Raw genomic sequence first — 16,121 nt, 5'->3', positions numbered from 1 at the left:
CTCCGGCGGGCCATCGGCAACCTGCTGTCCAACGCGCTTCGCTACACACCACCTAGCGGGCGCATTGTCGTGACGGTTAGCGTCGTACGAGACAGTGCGGACGCCGATACAATCCACCTCGCTGTCGAGAACACCGGGGAACCCATCCTGCCGGAACATCTGTCGCGTCTCTTCGACCGCTTCTATCGCGTGGATGCATCCCGCCGCCACTCTGGCGATGGCGCCGGGCTGGGCCTTGCCATCACTCGTTCAATCCTGCGATCTCACGGAGGCGACATCGAGGGACGGACGGGGGAAGGAAGCAACATCTTCGAGATGTGGATACCGGTGTCGCTTGGCAGCGATCCAGGAGGCGGCTGACGTGCCCGCTGATCATGATTTGCTCTGGTGGCGGTCATCCTCCAAACATGACCTTCACCTGGAGGCGACCAATTATCGTCTAAAGGAGCTTGGGTTACAGACACTCCAGGCAGCGGTATCAGTGGAGGATCCCGACACCGTGACAGCCTTGTTTGCCCAGTTAACTGAGTGCGCGTACCGCAGCTTTGAACTGGAGGAGCGCTGGCTAAACGCGTCTGCGGATACAAGTCGTGAAGCCCATGCGCGGGAACACACGCGTCTCATCGAACTGTTTACTGAGCTTTACATGAAAATGATGGGTGATGATTTGCATCCCTGCGCGTCGATCCGTCAGCTGCTTGAGGACCAATTTTTGCCGCACATTGTTGCCAGCGACCGTGCGCTGCTGTATTGCTTGGCCCACGGCTTGGATGAGGACATCGGAAGGGATGATTCGCCTGGGGCAAGCTGATATTTTCCTGAGCGCTCATTCGCTCAAGCCTGCCAGCCGTCAGATAAAACAACGGCCTGCAGGCTTGCAGCGAATCAGGTCATTCACCCTTCACGGCTTTGACCACCCCGGCCCGCTTCAACGTTCGCCAAGGCGCCAGCAATAAGCTGTTCAGCATACAGGCGCCCCCAAACCAGAGCCCCGAGATAATCAACTGTCCCAGGGCCTGCTTCCAGGCCGGCGCATTCGACGCAGCAATCTGCAGCGTCATCGCCAGACAGAAGAAACTCAAGATAGACACTTGGATCCAGCCTGCCGCAGGCATCAGTCGGCTGGGAACCAGTTTCGCTTCCGTTCGTGAAGCTTTCAACTGACCAGACCGATGGAGCCAACGAACCTCTCGATCGGTCAGATCATATTTTTTCTGGATTTCAAGCACCTGCTGACGTGCTACTTTGGGCGGTTCAAAACCAAAGCGGTACCGGAAGAAGTTTGAATTATCCAGCGCCATGCTGTTTCGTTTTTCTTGCGTCCATGTAGCCAGCACGAGTTTGATCGAGCCAGGGATGAAATACTCGTTGTAGTCTCGGGTGGCCTTGCGCTGTTCGCCAATGAGGTTGATCTGGATGCTGTCTTGTGGGGCCGACTGCTGCTCTTTCATGGTGACGTTCACTTAGCGTGGTTGGAAACCTTTTCAACCCTCGTAGTAGTCTCGGCCCGCAATGCGCTGCGAAGGGATGACATTAATCTGGATCGTCGGCCCGGCCGAGCGTGCCAAGGCGGCCATTTTGTCGAGGGGTTTGCGTGCCTCGAAGTGGGCTACGGCGGCGGCGAGCAGATTGCGTAGCTGCGCTGACGAATCTTCGGTCCACAGATGGCCGTTGTAGAGTTCGGTTGCAAGATCTGCATCGGGATCGGTTGGCGCGATTCGACTGAGGAAGGCCTGCAGGTCTGGGTCAGCAACCGCCTCGTTCAGACGCCCGTCACGAATCAGCAACAACAGCACCTTGGCGATTGGGTCAGCGTCAATGACCGCCGCGCGGGCAACCGCAATCTGGAGTCGGATCGTCCTGAGCAGATCCAGGTCAATGCCACTGCCGCCGCGCATGGTTCCGTCGCCGGTTAGCAGCCAATCAATCGAAACCCTGAACACCGTTCGGACTGCATGCAGGAACTCCGCACCGGGTTTTTTCAGCCCACGGGCGGCGTCGCTGGTGAAGCCTGCCGAAACACCCAACCTGCGGGCAAATTCAGCTTGGCTCAGGCCCGTGTGCGAAATCACATGGGTCAGCCTCGCTGCAAAGCCTTCCAGGCCAGCGCTTGAGCTGTGGGAAGATGCTTGATCCATCATTCTCTTAAGGCGTATAGTTGTCTCTATAGATAATGCACTGTCTCTCTTAAAGATAGACTACTCTTGAATGCCGATGAAGTCACTCCGCTCGGTCATGGACGCTGTAGAGATCATTTATCGCCTTCGCCGCCTTGGTAAAAGCCAGGCGCAGATTGCTCGCGACTTGGGTGTCACCGGGGGCGTGGTTAATAACGTTATCCACGACCGGATCACCGCATACGAGGTGGCAAGTCATATTGCGGGTTTGTTGACATGCAGGATCGAGGAGCTTTGGCCCGCACGCTATACCTTCAAGCCGCGCGGGCCGTCAGCCCATCGTGGCGTTCAAAAGGAAGGAACGCCATGGCCTGATCAATAATCGAATTGTCAGGCCAGGAAAAGCAAAGCCCCCAGAGCTGACACTCAGGGGGCTTCACAGAACTGCTTGAAGTGGGGACTTCATGGCGGATTCTGCGATTCCCAAGCCCGCCTGTCAAGGCCGGGCGGCCTTAACCATCTCCCAATACATATCGCCGATCACGTTGCGAGAGCAGCGTGCGTCGGCCCGACCTGGAGAAATGGCTGGCTTCTGTCGGCTCGGCCTCCCATGGCAAACCGGAGAATCGCAATGAGAAAAATCCGTCAGGTATTGCGCCTGCATTTTGAAGAGCAACAGAGCCGTAGGTTGATCGCCCGCAGCCTAGGCTTATCCCGCGACGCCGTTTCCGACTACATTACCCGCGCAGCGGCTACCCGTCTGCCGTGGCCATTGCCTGACGACATGGACGATGCGGCATTGGAGCACCGGCTGTTTCCACCGGTGGTAGCACTTGCCCCCGCGCGTAAGCCTGAGCCAGACTGGCCCAAGGTACATCAGGAACTAAAGCGCAAGGGCGCGACCCTTCAGGTCCTGCATGAAGAATATTTGAGTGAATATCCCAACGGTATTGCCTATAGCCTGTTCTGCCTGCGCCACAGGGAGTTCACTCAGACGCTGAAACGCTACATGCGGCAAGTGTATGTGGCCGGAGAGCGCGTCTTTGTTGACTACGCTGGGCCGACGATGACTGTTGTCGATCCCGTGAACCGAACAATGCGGAAGGCGCAAGTCTTTGTCGGTGTTCTGGGGGCATCGAATTATATTTACGCGGAGGCCCACTGGTCGCAAAGTTTGACGGACTGGATTGCCGCCCACTGCAGGATGTTTGAACACCTCGGCGCCGTGCCTGCCGTAATTGTGTGCGACAACCTCAAATCAGCGGTCATCAAGGCCAGCCGCACGGATCCTGTCATCAACGCCACGTATCAGGACATGGCCGATCATTACGGCACACTGATTTTGCCTGCACGCGCTTACAAGCCGAAGGACAAAGCCAAGGCCGAAAACGGCGTCCTGATCGTGGAACGTTGGATCATGTTCCGACTGCGCAAGCGGGCGTTCGGCGGCCTTGCCGAGTTGAACGAGGCAATCCGAGCTCTACTGGTAGAGATCAATGCCCGTCCGTTTCAAAAGCTGCCAGGCTGCCGTCAGAGCAATTTTGAAACTATCGATCGTCCCGCGATGCGGACGTTGCCAGCGACGCCCTATGAATATGCTGAATTCCGCAAGGTTCGCGTCGGACTGGACTATCGCATCGTTGTAGACGAAGTTCCCTACAGCGTCCCGTTCAACCTGGTTCGGCAAGAGGTAGAGCTTCGCCTCACTGCGGCGGTAGTCGAGGTACTTCACCGCGGCAAACGGGTGGCAAGCCACGCACGCAGTAACGGTACCGTGCCAGTCATCGATCCGCAGCACATGGAGGCGGCCCACCGTCATTTCGGCTTGTGGGGAGCAGACCATGCACTGGAATGGGCTGTGCAGACGGGCGCACATGTCCACCGTATCTTGGAAGCGATGCTTGTTGGGATGCGAACCCGCGAACAGGGGTATCGGGCACACAACGGGCTGAAGCGTCTGGCTAAGGATTTCGGTAACGAACGGCTCAACATGGCCTGCCACCGTGCGATAGAGATCGGCGCGCCATCCCTGTCGAGTGTTCGTTCAATTCTACGAAACAATTTGGACCGTCAGCCTGCCGAATCGCAGGATCGTCGGGAAGCCAACTTTGAGCACCCGAATCTCCGGGGCTCGGACTATTACAGTTAAGCGAAGGATTGACGAATGCTGACGAACGACACGATGCGCAAGCTCAACGAACTGAAGCTGTTTGGCATGGCCCGAGGTTTTGATAATCAGCTAAGCAGTGCTGCGGCGGCCCACCTTGCTTTTGAGGAGCGCTTGGGCCTTCTGGTGGACCAGGAGGTTACTTACAGAGAGAACCGGCGCTTGAAGCGTCTGTTGCAGGTGGCTAAGTTGCGAGAGAGTGCCTGCATGGAGGATATCGACTATCGGGCGGGACGCGGACTGGATCGCAGTGAAATGGCCTCGCTGGGTCAGTGCAACTGGGTTCGCCATGGTATCAACATGATCATCACCGGAGCGACGGGCGGGGGCAAGACTTGGCTGGGTTGCGCACTGGGAAATCAGGCATGCCGGCAGGGGCTGACGGTAACGTTCCAGCGGTTGCCCCTGCTTCTTGAAGAACTGGCCATATCTCACGGAGATGGGAGTTTCTGCAAACGCCTGAGTGCATTGGCAAAGGTAGATTTGCTGATCTTGGATGACTTCGGGATTGCAGTGTTGAACGCTGTCGGACGCAATGATTTACTGGAGGTGATTGAGCAGCGTACTGGAAATCGCTCGACGCTGATTACCAGTCAGTTGCCAGTGGATCGGTGGCATGACTACTTGAGCGGGGGGAACCCGACGATGGCGGACGCGATTCTGGATCGATTAGTGAGCGGAGCGCATCGGATGGAACTCAAGGGGGAGTCGATGCGCCGGTTGCGGGGAAGGAGCGCATCGCTCGGCACATGAACGCCTGTTTTTGTAACGGAATTCAGAACCCGCCGACCTGGCGGGTTTTTTTATTTCATGCTGTGATCAGCACCGAATTTGGCTGATCTACGCTGAGGCCCGCCACAGCGAGTTTTCCTAGGGATCAAGTGGATTCACCATACCCCGGTGCTTTCCACAACCCGATCCGGTTTCCATCCGCTTGGCTCCCAGCCGACACCTGGAAACTGGCTCATTCCTCCTAGGAGTCAGCATGGCCAAAATCAAACTCACCAAGTCCGCTATAGACGCGGCACAACCCCAGGCGCAGCCCGTCGAACTGCGCGATACCCTGGTGCCCGGCTTCATGTGTAAGGTTACACCTGCAGGCCGCAAGGTGTTCATGCTCCAGTACCGGACCAATGCCGGGGAGCGGCGCAAGCCCGCCATCGGCCTGTACGGAGAGCTGACCGTCGAGCAGGCCCGCTCGCTGGCGCAGACCTGGCTGGCCGAGGTCCGCCGGGGCGGCGACCCCGGCGGCGACAAGGCTGAGGCGCGCAAGGCACCGACCGTCAAGGAACTGTGCGGACGCTTCATGTCGGACTACTCCAAGGTTCGCAACAAGCCGAGCACGCAGAAAGGCTACCAGGGCAACATCGACCGCAACATCATCCCTATTCTGGGCCGCATGAAGGTCCAGGACGTCAAGCGCCCGGACGTTGCGACGATGATGAAGAAGCTGGAGTCCACGCCGATGGAGGCCAACCACACGCTCGCCGTCATGCGAAAAATGTTCAACATGGCCGAAATCTGGGGCTTGCGGACGGATGGCACGAACCCGTGCCGGCACATCCCCCAATACCCTCAAGGCAAGACCACCCGGCTCATCACCGACGAGGAAATGGGCAAGTTGTTCAGGCATCTGGACAAGGTGGAGGCCGAAAGCAGCGAACCACCCATCGTCACGCTGGCCATCCGCTTGCAGTTCGAGTTCGCGGCGCGCCGCTCCGAAATCCTGTTGCTGGAGTGGACCTGGGTCGATCTGGAGAACCGGCGCGTGGCCTGGCCTGACAGCAAGACCGGCGGCATGTCCAAACCGATGAGCGAGGAAGCGCACCGCCTGCTCTCGACGGTGCCCAGGCACGAAGGCTCACTCTATGTGCTGCCGTCGCTGCGCGATCCGCTCAAGCACATGACGAACGGGGAGCATTACAACGGCTGGAGCCGCATCCTGAAGGCTGCTGGTGTGCAGCACGTCGGCACACATGGTATCCGGCACCGTTCGGCCACCGACATCGCCAATTCGGGCATCCCGGTCAAGGTCGGCATGGTGCTGACCGCGCACAAGACGGTGGCGATGTTCATGCGCTACATCCACACCGAGGATGCGCCGGTGCGTCAGGCGGCCGAACTGGTGGCGAACCGGCGCAAGACGGTGGTGGCGGGCACGATTGCCACACCAGTCGATGTATCTTGACAGTCATTCGTTTATAGACGAAAATGGCAGCATACGAGATTGAGCATTACCTGACTCTCGGTGAGCAGAAGGACTTCTACATCGAATGGCTGAAGCGGTTACGCGACGGTCAAGCCAAGGTTGCGGTGGCACGGCGCGTCATTCGCATCGAGCAAGGCAACTTTGGCGATCACAAGTTCTGTCGCAAGGGCGTGTGGGAGTTGCGCATCGATGCGGGGCCGGGCTACCGGGTGTACTACGCCTTGTCGGGCCGGCGTGTGGTGTTGTTGCTGTGCGGCGGCGACAAGAAGACTCAGGACGCGGACATCGCTCGGGCGGTGGATTACTGGCAAGACTGGCAACGGAGAACAGATGATGAGAAGTAGACCCCATGACGATGCGATGGCCGAGTTGTACCGAAACGACCCCGCGTTCGCGCTGGAAGTGGTCAACGGCATTCTGGAAGATGGCGACCAGGCCGAACTGCTGATCGTGCTGCGTCAAATGGCCGAGGCCTTCGGCGGCGTTCAGGCGGTGGCCGAACAGGCGCACCTGAATCCGACGCAGCTTTATCGCACGCTCTCCCCGAAGGGCAATCCGGCACTTAACAGCTTGCGGGCAATCCTCAAGGCGATGGGTCTGCGGCTGGCGGTGCAGCCGTTGGCTGCACCCGCCGTGCCAGCGCATGCCACCTGAATGTGGCATTGATGTCGGTCTGCGACAACTGACGGCCACGGAGACGATAACGCCTGGTGGTGGCTTCGGATCAGTCCCTGGGTTGCGCACCTAGCCAGCGCTCCATGACGAAAATAACCACCGTGTGTGATGCATGGACTGCCAGCCGGGCCTCAGACGCCACGATCTGCGGCGGCTCAATGCCGCGTCCATGAAACGACCACGCTCGCGCGTTGCTAAGCACATTCAAACGCCTGGCTCACTGATGACGCCGAAATCACGTGTAATTCGAGGTCCCCAGCGCTTCGATGATGGCGCTGGATGCCGTGATCGCCGCATGAGGGTCGCGGTCAATCTGTGAAATTGCGCGACCAAACTCTGCTTCAATGGACGCAAAGTCCCGGGCCTTGAAATAGTCAGCGAGTGTCTTGGCGGCCGGACTCGATCCCGCCAACGTAATGAAGCCATTGGTCTGATACGACAACTGGTTCGTGGCCAAACTCGCTCTGATGCGTTCTTGATCCGCGCCGACGTGGGGCCATAGGTCGGATACCTCTTGATCCATGAATCGCTGAATGAGCTGACCGAGAACCTGCAGCGCATCGATGCTTGAATCGTCGTTGCAGCGCTTGAGCCAGATACTGCACTTGGCTTCGAGGTTCCCTTCCGGTGGATCTCCTGGCGCACCGCTCTCCCTCAGAAGGGAATTCAGTTTGGAGTGACTGTAGTAGGCCGCAGCAATGACCGGGGCAACTGCGCCGATGACCGAATTTGGAATCTTGTTGTTCAAGGTGTGCTCCCTCTGGATTGAGACGAAATACCTCCAGTTTCGCGCAATCCGGGCATCTCGGCGTTCCGCCGCCGGGCTCGCGGGCGTTGCCCCATGCCTCGTGTCGAGTCATGGCCATCCGGCTTTGATCCCTGATGCCTCCGGCCGTCTCTGCGTTCCCTGCCTGCGCGCTGCGCTTTCCCTCCAGGGGATCGGCTTGACAGCCCATCCCCGCCGCACTCTGTTTGGCGCCCCTCGAAGACTGCCGAACAGGCTACGCCTGATCGGCCAACAGACATCCAGCTAGGCGTGCCCTTTGCACGCAGGGGCGCTTGCCGCGCGGCGTTGGTTTCAGCGCATCCCTGGCCCATCGGCCGCTGTTCGTCTTTCCCCAAGTTCATCGCTTTCTCCCGCGACCGTAGCCAGCGGTGCCTGGCTGTCAAGGCGCGCAGGGCCGAGTCCTCGCCGCTGGCTGTGGGCCGCACCAACCCTGCGCTTGCTTCCTTGACAGCCAGTCCCTCGCTGGCCCGGTCTTTCGCGGGCGATGAACTCAGGAAAGACGGCGGCAAACAGGGACCGGCCCAGGTCTCTGCGCCGAACCCACCAAAGCCACAACGGGCTCCGAATCTTGGAATCCGGTCAGCTTTGAAACCACAGCTTCAATTTTTGGAGAAAGACCATGCAACTCAGTTCCCGTTTCGCTTCCCGCTCCCCGGTACTACGCGCCGATCACCCGCTATCGGATGACCAAATCCGCACCGTGGCTCCGTCCATCTTTGCAGAAGACAAGCACGCAAGCCGCTCCGACCGTTATCGTTACATCGCAACCGGCGCGGTGTTGTCCGAACTGCGCAAGGAAGGATTCCAACCCTTCATGGTGTGCCAGACCCGTGTACGTGATGAAGGCAAGCGCGAGCACACAAAACATATGGTCAGGCTCAGGCATGCCGACCAGATCAATGGCGCGGAGGCCAACGAAATCATTCTGCTGAACTCACACGATGGCACCAGCAGTTATCAAATGATGGCGGGCTTGCTGAGATTTGTCTGTAAGAACGGCCTGGTCTGCGGTGACGTGGTGGCCGATGTCCGCATCCCCCACAAGGGTGACGTGATCGGCCATGTGATCGAGGGTGCATATGACGTACTGGACGGCTTCGACCTTGTGCGCGAACGCCGCGACGAGATGCGCGCCATTACGCTGGACCGGGGCGAAGCCGAGGTATTCGCCCATGCGGCGCTGTCCCTCAAGTACGACGACCCGACGGCACCCGCGCCCATCACCGAATCGCAGCTATTGATGCCGCGCCGCCGCGATGACGACCGGCCCGACTTGTGGAGCGCCTATAACCGCGTGCAGGAGAATTTGACGCAAGGCGGATTACATGGACGCACCGCCACCGGGCGCAAGCACAGCACCCGGCCCATTCAAGGCATTGACCAGAACGTCAAGATCAACCGGGCATTGTGGATGCTGGCCGAAGGCATGAAGCGGCTCAAGGCTTGACCGGCTGAATCAGCGAGGGGGCGCAATGCCCCCTCGATACCGTAGGCACACGGCACAGCAAAACGGCGGCCAGGCCAGGCCGCCGCGCGCCCATCCGTTCCGTCTGGGCGCGCGGCGGCGGCGGTCGCTATGCGACCGCTCGATGGCTGTAGGTGTTCGCCATCATCGGCAAAGGCATTCATGGCAGTGCTCTCGTGTCATCGCGTCCAACGATGCGAGATCATCCTTCTCTGAGCCTCTTGTTGGCCACCTTCACTTGTCGACAAATTCCGGCCATTCCCGAGCCTCCAAATGTCAGTTTTATGGCGTTCAACAATTTCAAGAACACCCAATTCAAGTCGTTAAGATCGAGCAATTGACCGACTACTTCCCTTTGATTGCCTATGTCCTCACCCCCGGTGCTCAAAGGTTCCATTGTTCGGGATACGTTGAATCAATCGTCTTCGAGCAACAATTCGTCCCACTACCGTTTTTGTTCCGGGCAATGCCAAGCTGACCGTCCGACGGGAGGTGGTGTCGAAATCTCTGCCGGTAATTGGCGTTGTGGGGTATGTTGGGCAAGGTTTTATTCACGATTGCGCAAAAGTATTTGAGATCATCTCAGACCACCTACAATCCAATTTGGTGTTTTGCACCTCCCGTGTCACCTCCCTGCACGGGACGCGTTTACGCGTTTCAAACCCGGCCTGCGTCGGGTTTTTTTTCGCTCTTCAATCGTCAATGGTGGCTGATGCAATGGCGTATGAGTTGGGAGTGCTATGGAGCTTCAACGGTCTGTTCAGCGACACCAAAACGTGTGTCCCGGCGTTCCGCCGTCGGGCTCGCGGGCGTTGCCCCGCGCCTCGTTCCGAGTCGCGGCCATGCGGCTTTGATCCCTGACACCTTCGTCCGTCTCTGCGTTCCCGGCCTGCGCGCTTCGCTTGCCCAAGGGCAATGGAGTGTGGTGGTGGGGTGGCCTTGCTGTTCCCTTCAACGTACCACGCTGTTCTCGCTGTCAAGGTCTGCGCGCACTGTGTGCGCTTGCGTCCTGGCGGCCGTCTGTGAACCCTGACAACTGCGCTACAGCGTGCTGGGGCCGGTCTCGGGCAATTCCGCCCGCTACAGACCGGAGCAGACCATGTCGCAACTTTCTCTTTCCCTCGATTCTTCCCTTCTCGTTCGCGATGTCGCGGGCGACTACCGTCCGGCCAATGCCGACGAGGTGCTGCAGGCCGCGCAGCGGCTACTGGGTGCGCAACTGCGCGGGCGTGAGGTTCTGACTTCGCCGCAGGCGGTGCGCGACTTCCTGCGCGTCAAACTGGGTGGTTTGGAGCACGAGGTGTTCGCTGTACTGATGCTCGATGCGCAGAACCGCCTGATCGAATACGTCGAGCTGTTCCGGGGCACGGTGAGTCAGGCATCGGTGTATCCGCGCGAGGTGGTCAAGGAATCGCTTGCGCTCAATGCGGCGGCAGTGATTTTTTGCCATAACCATCCATCGGGTGTCGCCGAGCCGTCGCGGGCGGACGAGGTATTGACGCAGACGCTGAAAACCGCGTTATCGCTGGTGGACGTGCGGGTGTTGGATCACTTAATCGTGGCGGGCAATGAAATCATGAGTTTTGCGGAACGTGGGCTGCTGTAGCCCGAGGGGGCATCGCCCCCTTTTTGCTTCGCTCGTATACGGCTGCGCGCTGCGCTTGCCCTCCAGGGGATCGGCTGGTCAGCCCATCCCCGCCGCACTCTGTTTGGCGCCCCTGCAATGCCGCCGAACAGGTTATACCTGATCGGCCAACAGCCATCCATCTAGGTGTGCCGCTGGCACACAGGGGCGCTCGCCGCGCTGCGTTGGTTTCAGCGCATCCCTTGGCCCATCGACCGCTGTTCGTCCTTCCCCAAGTTCATCGCTTTCTCCCGCGACCGTAGCCATCAGTGCCCGGCCGTCAAGGCGCGCAGGGCCGTGTCCTCGCCTGCGGCTGCGGGCCGCACCAACCCTGCGCTTCTTCCTTGACAGCCTGTCCCTTGCTGGCCCGGTTTTTCGCGGGCGATGAACTCAGGAAAGACGGCGGCAAACAGGGACCGGCCCAGGGTCTCTGCGCCGAACCCAACCAAAGCCACAACGGGCTCCGAATCTTGGAATCCGGTCAGCTTTGAAACCACAGGAGAGTGCGCATGCAGATACCGACACCGTGAATCGACAGCGAGTTTTGTTCTTCCATTTTTTGTTTTCTTTCGTCCCGACACGGGACAGGAGCTATCACCATGAACACCGTTACCCATCAAGAAGTCCAAGCCCTTGAAGCCGCTGCGCCCTCGCAAAACATGCTGCTGGTGCCGCTATCGCAGCTTCGCCCATCCAAGCGCAATGTGCGCAAGACCTTGGGCGCTTCCATCACCGAACTGGCCACCAGCGTTGAGCGCGTAGGCCTGCTGCAAAACCTGACCGTGACTCTTGCCAGCGATGGCGAGCATTACGAAGTGGTGGCCGGTGGCCGTCGCCTTGCGGCATTGAAATTGCTGGCTAAGAAACGGCGCATTGCCAAGGATTACGCGGTGCCTTGCCTGCTGGTGGCCGATGCCTCGGCCCGCACTGCCAGCCTGACCGAGAACGTGCAGCGCGAAGCCATGCACCCCGCCGACCAGTTCGAGGCGTTCGCCGACTTGATCGCGGAAGGCCGACCCATCGAAGACATCGCCGCAGACTTTGGCGTGACCCCGCTGGTGGTGCAGCGCCGCTTGAAGCTGGCGAATGTCTCGCCGCGCTTGATGGCCGACTACCGGGCCGATACCGTGAACCTTGACCAGTTGATGGCATTGGCGATCACCGACGACCACGCCGCACAGGAAGCCGCGTTCTACGATGCGCCGAACTGGCAGCGCAACCCGACCGCCTTGCGCGAACGACTGACCGAGCGGGAAATCGACGCCCATCGCCATCCGCTGGTGCGCTTTGTCGGGCTGGAAGCCTACGAGGCCGCAGGTGGTGGCATCCGGCGCGACCTGTTCGCGGATGCTGACCAAGGTATCTATTTGACCGATGCGGCATTGATCGACCGGCTGGCGCAAGACAAGCTGGCAGGCATTGCCGACGAGGTGCGCCGCGAGGGTTGGGCGTGGGTGGAGGCGGTGCCCGCCGCCACCTATGCCGACCTGCAAGCCTTCCAGCGTGCGCCGAAGGAACGGCGCAAGCCCAATGCCCGCGAGGCCAAGCGCATCGCCAAGCTGCAAGCGAAGGTACTGGAAGTCGGGGAAGCCTTGGATGCCGCCCTTGAGGCCGAGGATGAAGAGAAGGCCGAGGCCTTGCAGGAAGAAGGCGAACGCCTGGGTGAGCAACTGGAGGCGCTAGAAGCCGAATTGCTGGCCTATGGCTCGACTGTTCGCGCTGCTGCTGGTGCCATCGTCACCCTTGATCGGCAGGGCGAGCCTGTCATTCATCGCGGTCTGCTGCGCGATGCCGAGGCCAAGGCGTTGCGCACGCTGGCGAGGGTGCAAGGCGGTATCGACTCGGAAGACACCGAGGACGAGGACAGCCCCGAGCCGAAGAAGGCCGGAATCTCCGAGAAACTGGCACGCCGTTTGAGCGCCCACCGCACTGCGGCACTGCAAATCGAACTGGCGCGCAATCCGCAGGCATCGCTGGCCGCGCTGGTGCATGGCATGGTGCAGCGGGTCTTGCAGGACGCCCATGCGGTAGAGCTGCCCATCGGCATCAGCATCCGTCCACAGGACAGACTGGAAGGCTACGCCCCGGACTGGCCGCAATCGCCTGCCGCTGTCGCCTTGCGGGAACTACAGCAGGCATGCGGTGAGAAGCTGCCGGAGGACGATGCCGAACTGTTCGCGGTGCTGCTGGCACTGTCGCAGGATGAACTGGTGCGGCTGCTGGCGGTGTGCGTGGCATCGACCGTGGATGTAGTTTCTTCGCGGGAACACGATGCGTCGGGTAAGGTGTTGGCTCAGGCGGTCGGGTTGGACATGGCGGCATGGTGGAAGCCGACTGCCGAGGGGTATTTCTCCCACGTCTCCAAGGCGGTGATTCTGGAAGCTGTGCAGCAGTTTGCACCCGGAAATGTCAGCCGACTGGCGAAGATCAAGAAGGCCGACATTGCCAGCGAGGCCGAGCGGCTGGCCGAGGGAACGGGCTGGATGCCTGCCATGTTCAAGAGCGAGGACAGCACTAGCGCGGCGCAGGACGACGCGCAGCAGGAAAGTTCGCAGAACGCGACGAACGACACGCCAGAGGAAGCTGCGCAGGAGGCTGTCATCGAGATGGAGGCAGTGGCCGAGGCGCTGGCTGCGTAAGGTAGCAATGACAAATGGCCCCGGCGCAAAATGCGCCGGGGTATTTTCTTGAAAAATCGGGCGCGGCAAGTGTGCCGCGCCCGGTCTAACAGCCGACAAGCCCCCCCAAAAAACCAAAAGCGCGCCCCGCCGTCATGGCGGGGCGCCGAATCGACAGGCACTCCGGCCCATGCCGGGCCTGCGCGTGCGATGCACTTGCCCAGGTAGAGCCCCCGCCGCAGCGGGCGGGGGCTGGGGTGCGCTGCACCTTGCTGCTGCCGGTTGTGCAAATGCGCGCCGTCCATGATGCTGACGGTTGGCCGTCAGTTACATCACGAAGGACGGTTCACCGACACGCCGCACAGCCTTGCCATGAAGATTTCACGCCACGCTTCAACCCGTTTGCCGTCTGATACCGGGAGCGTTCCCGCCAGTCGTTCCCAGCCAGACCTTACCGACATCAAGGCGCATGCCGGCGCTGCCTTCCTGCGGGAATGCCGAGTTAGCCATCGCTCCATTCGGGCCAGTTCGACCCCTGCGTCCTTGGCTTGTCGTGAATCCTGGCAAGGGCACGGCTTACGCCTCGGGCTTCATGGCTGCAACCGTCTGGCCCAAACAATTTCCCTGGCGCTGTGCGCCTTCCTCGCGCAACAAATTCTTTGGGCCTCCCGGTCCTCCACGCTGTTGCGGCCGCTATGCGGTGCGGCCAGCCCGTCCCTCGCCGGGCGGATCACCGACAAGGACGCGATGGGCGCGATCTTGCAACCCCGAAAGGAAACTTCATCATGGCTAACATCGGCACCTTCACCGCAGACAAAGACGGCTTCACCGGCACGCTTCGCACCCTGACGCTCAACGTCAAGGTCAAATTCATCCAGAACGACAAGACCAGCGAGAACGCTCCCGACTACCGCATCCAGGCAGCCAACGGGCTGGAAGTCGGCGCAGCATGGAAGAAAATCAGCCAGGCCGAGCGGCCTTACCTGTCGGCGAGCCTGGACGATCCTTCGTTCCCGGCCACCGTCTACGCCCGCCTCATCGAAGGCGAGGACGGCACGCACAACCTGATCTGGTCGCGCAGCAAGGGCGACTGACGCCGCCCTTGCGCCCCGCCCATCGTGGCGGGGCATTCCCTGACGGTCAGTGCTCCGGCTCGGAAGCAGTCAGACGGCTTTCCGTCGCCGTCATCAAGTCGGCCGAACTGCAACCCAGCGCCCGTGCGATCTTGAGAATGATCGCCAGCGTGGGCATGTGTTCGCCGCGCTCAATCTTGCCCATGTGCGAGCGTTCGATGCCCGCCAGGTGGGCGAGCGTCTCCTGGGCAACCCCTTGCTCTGTTCTCAGCGCGCGCACCGCGGCGCCGAAGGCTTGTGCCGGTTCGGCCTCGAATGTGGTGGCGCCGGCCGGGCGGCCACGCTGGATTGATCGCTTCTGCATGCACAGAAGCGTCGATTAACAGCACAATTAAAACCACGTTATCTTTAACTCATTGGCTATTTCGGCCTACCATGTTGGATAGCGGCCTCTCGCTCTTTATTGCGCTTTTGCGCTTCTGCGTAAAGCCGGATTCGTGTTTCTGTGCTTCCGTGGATTCGTTGACTTCCATCTGTACGCTTTTGCGATCTTCCGTAAATCCTTATTGGCACATCCGAGGCTTTCTGTGCATCCAGCAATACGGTTTCGTGCGTCATCGGCTTTGTGGGCATCCTGGCCGCTCTCAGGTTCACCCCGCAGCGGAAAAGTGCGCGAGTCTGGCGCACGCCGCTTGCCGTCAACCCCGGCCCGCACCGGACCGTGTTGGGGTATGACGGCTGCGCTTGGCACGTGCGCCCCAGTCGCCTTGCTCCGCCGTGGAGTGAACCCTTTGAAGGAAGCGACCATGACCCAATCTCTTATCACCGACGAACAACGCGCCCAACTGCTCGCCAATAGCCGAGCCAGTGCCGAAGGCCAGGACATTGACCCGACGCCCGTCGTCAAGCTGTTCACCCCGGACGCGCACGCGACCTGGCTGCTCACCGAACTCGATCCCGAGGATGGCGATACGGCCTTTGGCCTGTGCGATGTCGGAATCGGCATGCCCGAGCTGGGCAACGTGCGGATATCCGAGCTGGCGTCCATCGTCGGACCGTTGAAGCTGCCCATCGAGCGGGATCTGTATTTCGTTGCGCAGCGCACACTGTCAGACTATGCGCGGCTCGCCCGCATCAACGGTTCGATCATCGACTGATAGAACCGCATGGCCCGCTGCGGCGGGCCATCCAGGCGCTGCCGCCTCCGGCGTACTGTGTCTATTTCGGTCTCAGTTCAGACCCTGATCGCATCAATCCAGACTATGCACCGCAGCGGTGCAAACACGACCCAAACAGTCACGATGCCTGGTGAGCCTTGCGGCACCGTGTTCGGATACTGCGCACCATTTCCGGTTGCGCAGCCGTCGCATTCGGACACCCCCTGCA

17 protein-coding genes and 1 pseudogene are annotated in these 16,121 nt (G+C 60.2%); 13 read left to right on the top strand and 5 right to left on the bottom strand.

The window, feature by feature from the left end; translation table 11 throughout:
- Window positions 1–360, top strand: a 360-nt coding sequence (locus tag ETQ85_RS24110) for a sensor histidine kinase (RefSeq protein ID WP_246128889.1), incomplete at its 5' end; no start/stop codon positions are given.
- 1 nt (window position 361) lies between these two features.
- The gene (locus ETQ85_RS24105) at window positions 362–811 is read left to right on the top strand and encodes a hemerythrin domain-containing protein (protein ID WP_148581562.1); all 450 of its coding nucleotides are present in this window, start codon (window positions 362–364) and stop codon (window positions 809–811) included.
- 79 nt (window positions 812–890) lie between these two features.
- On the opposite strand, the gene ETQ85_RS24100 is transcribed toward ETQ85_RS24105, so the two are convergent.
- A complete protein-coding gene (locus tag ETQ85_RS24100) occupies window positions 891–1,451 on the bottom strand; it encodes a hypothetical protein (RefSeq protein ID WP_148581561.1) in 561 nt (186 codons plus the stop codon).
- A gap of 33 nt (window positions 1,452–1,484) precedes the next feature.
- Entirely contained in the window at window positions 1,485–2,141 is a 657-nt protein-coding gene (locus ETQ85_RS24095; RefSeq protein WP_148581009.1) for a helix-turn-helix domain-containing protein, read from the bottom strand.
- A gap of 73 nt (window positions 2,142–2,214) precedes the next feature.
- Here ETQ85_RS24095 and ETQ85_RS24090 point away from each other — a divergent pair, with 73 nt between their 5' ends.
- The 6 genes from ETQ85_RS24090 (at window position 2,215) to ETQ85_RS24060 (ending at window position 7,147) form a co-directional block, all read left to right on the top strand.
- Window positions 2,215–2,499, top strand: coding sequence for a helix-turn-helix domain-containing protein (locus tag ETQ85_RS24090; RefSeq protein WP_169148433.1), 285 nt, complete (start codon window positions 2,215–2,217; stop codon window positions 2,497–2,499).
- A gap of 249 nt (window positions 2,500–2,748) precedes the next feature.
- Window positions 2,749–4,266: an IS21 family transposase gene (gene istA / locus ETQ85_RS24085; protein ID WP_148581007.1), complete on the top strand. Its 1,518-nt coding sequence runs from the start codon at window positions 2,749–2,751 to the stop codon at window positions 4,264–4,266.
- 15 nt (window positions 4,267–4,281) lie between these two features.
- The gene (gene istB, locus ETQ85_RS24080) at window positions 4,282–5,037 is read left to right on the top strand and encodes an IS21-like element helper ATPase IstB (protein WP_148581006.1); all 756 of its coding nucleotides are present in this window, start codon (window positions 4,282–4,284) and stop codon (window positions 5,035–5,037) included.
- A gap of 232 nt (window positions 5,038–5,269) precedes the next feature.
- Complete coding sequence (locus ETQ85_RS24070) at window positions 5,270–6,472, top strand: tyrosine-type recombinase/integrase (RefSeq protein WP_011494289.1); 1,203 nt, start codon at window positions 5,270–5,272, stop codon at window positions 6,470–6,472.
- Between the two features lie 23 nt (window positions 6,473–6,495).
- Window positions 6,496–6,837: a type II toxin-antitoxin system RelE/ParE family toxin gene (locus ETQ85_RS24065; RefSeq protein ID WP_011494290.1), complete on the top strand. Its 342-nt coding sequence runs from the start codon at window positions 6,496–6,498 to the stop codon at window positions 6,835–6,837.
- Between the two features lie 16 nt (window positions 6,838–6,853).
- On the top strand, window positions 6,854–7,147 hold the full coding sequence (locus ETQ85_RS24060; protein WP_020207067.1) for a helix-turn-helix domain-containing transcriptional regulator: 294 nt from the start codon (window positions 6,854–6,856) through the stop codon (window positions 7,145–7,147).
- Window positions 7,148–7,217: 70 nt separating this feature from the next.
- Here the strand turns inward: ETQ85_RS24060 and ETQ85_RS27530 are convergent, their stop codons facing one another.
- Entirely contained in the window at window positions 7,218–7,370 is a 153-nt protein-coding gene (locus ETQ85_RS27530; RefSeq protein WP_196812977.1) for a hypothetical protein, read from the bottom strand.
- Between the two features lie 33 nt (window positions 7,371–7,403).
- Window positions 7,404–7,916 carry a hypothetical protein gene (locus ETQ85_RS24055; protein WP_222862290.1) on the bottom strand — a complete coding sequence of 171 codons (513 nt, stop codon included), beginning with the start codon at window positions 7,914–7,916 and terminating at the stop codon, window positions 7,404–7,406.
- 658 nt (window positions 7,917–8,574) lie between these two features.
- Between ETQ85_RS24055 and ETQ85_RS24050 the strand changes: the two genes are divergently transcribed.
- From ETQ85_RS24050 to ETQ85_RS24030, 4 genes and pseudogenes are all read left to right on the top strand, one after another.
- On the top strand, window positions 8,575–9,402 hold the full coding sequence (locus ETQ85_RS24050) for a DUF932 domain-containing protein (protein WP_011797822.1): 828 nt from the start codon (window positions 8,575–8,577) through the stop codon (window positions 9,400–9,402).
- A gap of 1,186 nt (window positions 9,403–10,588) precedes the next feature.
- A pseudogene (gene radC, locus ETQ85_RS24040) lies at window positions 10,589–11,026 on the top strand (RadC family protein); the annotation flags it as partial.
- A gap of 677 nt (window positions 11,027–11,703) precedes the next feature.
- Entirely contained in the window at window positions 11,704–13,683 is a 1,980-nt protein-coding gene (locus tag ETQ85_RS24035) for a ParB/RepB/Spo0J family partition protein (RefSeq protein WP_425473159.1), read from the top strand.
- 764 nt (window positions 13,684–14,447) lie between these two features.
- On the top strand, window positions 14,448–14,756 hold the full coding sequence (locus tag ETQ85_RS24030) for a DUF736 domain-containing protein (RefSeq protein ID WP_011797825.1): 309 nt from the start codon (window positions 14,448–14,450) through the stop codon (window positions 14,754–14,756).
- Between the two features lie 46 nt (window positions 14,757–14,802).
- On the opposite strand, the gene ETQ85_RS24025 is transcribed toward ETQ85_RS24030, so the two are convergent.
- On the bottom strand, window positions 14,803–15,099 hold the full coding sequence (locus tag ETQ85_RS24025) for a helix-turn-helix domain-containing protein (RefSeq protein WP_011797826.1): 297 nt from the start codon (window positions 15,097–15,099) through the stop codon (window positions 14,803–14,805).
- A gap of 442 nt (window positions 15,100–15,541) precedes the next feature.
- On the opposite strand from ETQ85_RS24025, the gene ETQ85_RS24020 reads away from it, so the two are divergent.
- Window positions 15,542–15,892, top strand: coding sequence for a DUF2958 domain-containing protein (locus ETQ85_RS24020; protein WP_011797827.1), 351 nt, complete (start codon window positions 15,542–15,544; stop codon window positions 15,890–15,892).
- Window positions 15,893–16,121: the final 229 nt, after the last annotated feature.

The sequence above is a fragment of the Zoogloea oleivorans genome (genome assembly GCF_008107625.1).
Lineage (GTDB): Bacteria > Pseudomonadota > Gammaproteobacteria > Burkholderiales > Rhodocyclaceae > Zoogloea > Zoogloea oleivorans.
This window is presented reverse-complemented; position numbering and strand designations above follow the sequence as displayed.

What these genes read in the sequence shown, in the direction of transcription:
- ETQ85_RS24060 (WP_020207067.1), top strand. Translation starts at nt 6,854, where the DNA reads ATGGCCGAGTTGTACCGAAACGACCCCGCGTTCGCGCTGGAAGTGGTC.
- istA (WP_148581007.1), top strand. Translation starts at nt 2,749, where the DNA reads ATGAGAAAAATCCGTCAGGTATTGCGCCTGCATTTTGAAGAGCAACAG.
- ETQ85_RS24020 (WP_011797827.1), top strand. Translation starts at nt 15,542, where the DNA reads ATGACCCAATCTCTTATCACCGACGAACAACGCGCCCAACTGCTCGCC.
- ETQ85_RS24065 (WP_011494290.1), top strand. Translation starts at nt 6,496, where the DNA reads ATGGCAGCATACGAGATTGAGCATTACCTGACTCTCGGTGAGCAGAAG.
- ETQ85_RS24050 (WP_011797822.1), top strand. Translation starts at nt 8,575, where the DNA reads ATGCAACTCAGTTCCCGTTTCGCTTCCCGCTCCCCGGTACTACGCGCC.
- ETQ85_RS24030 (WP_011797825.1), top strand. Translation starts at nt 14,448, where the DNA reads ATGGCTAACATCGGCACCTTCACCGCAGACAAAGACGGCTTCACCGGC.
- ETQ85_RS24035 (WP_425473159.1), top strand. Translation starts at nt 11,704, where the DNA reads ATGCTGCTGGTGCCGCTATCGCAGCTTCGCCCATCCAAGCGCAATGTG.
- istB (WP_148581006.1), top strand. Translation starts at nt 4,282, where the DNA reads ATGCTGACGAACGACACGATGCGCAAGCTCAACGAACTGAAGCTGTTT.
- ETQ85_RS24025 (WP_011797826.1), bottom strand. Translation starts at nt 15,099, where the DNA reads ATGCAGAAGCGATCAATCCAGCGTGGCCGCCCGGCCGGCGCCACCACA.
- ETQ85_RS24100 (WP_148581561.1), bottom strand. Translation starts at nt 1,451, where the DNA reads ATGAAAGAGCAGCAGTCGGCCCCACAAGACAGCATCCAGATCAACCTC.
- ETQ85_RS24090 (WP_169148433.1), top strand. Translation starts at nt 2,215, where the DNA reads ATGAAGTCACTCCGCTCGGTCATGGACGCTGTAGAGATCATTTATCGC.
- ETQ85_RS24070 (WP_011494289.1), top strand. Translation starts at nt 5,270, where the DNA reads ATGGCCAAAATCAAACTCACCAAGTCCGCTATAGACGCGGCACAACCC.
- ETQ85_RS24095 (WP_148581009.1), bottom strand. Translation starts at nt 2,141, where the DNA reads ATGATGGATCAAGCATCTTCCCACAGCTCAAGCGCTGGCCTGGAAGGC.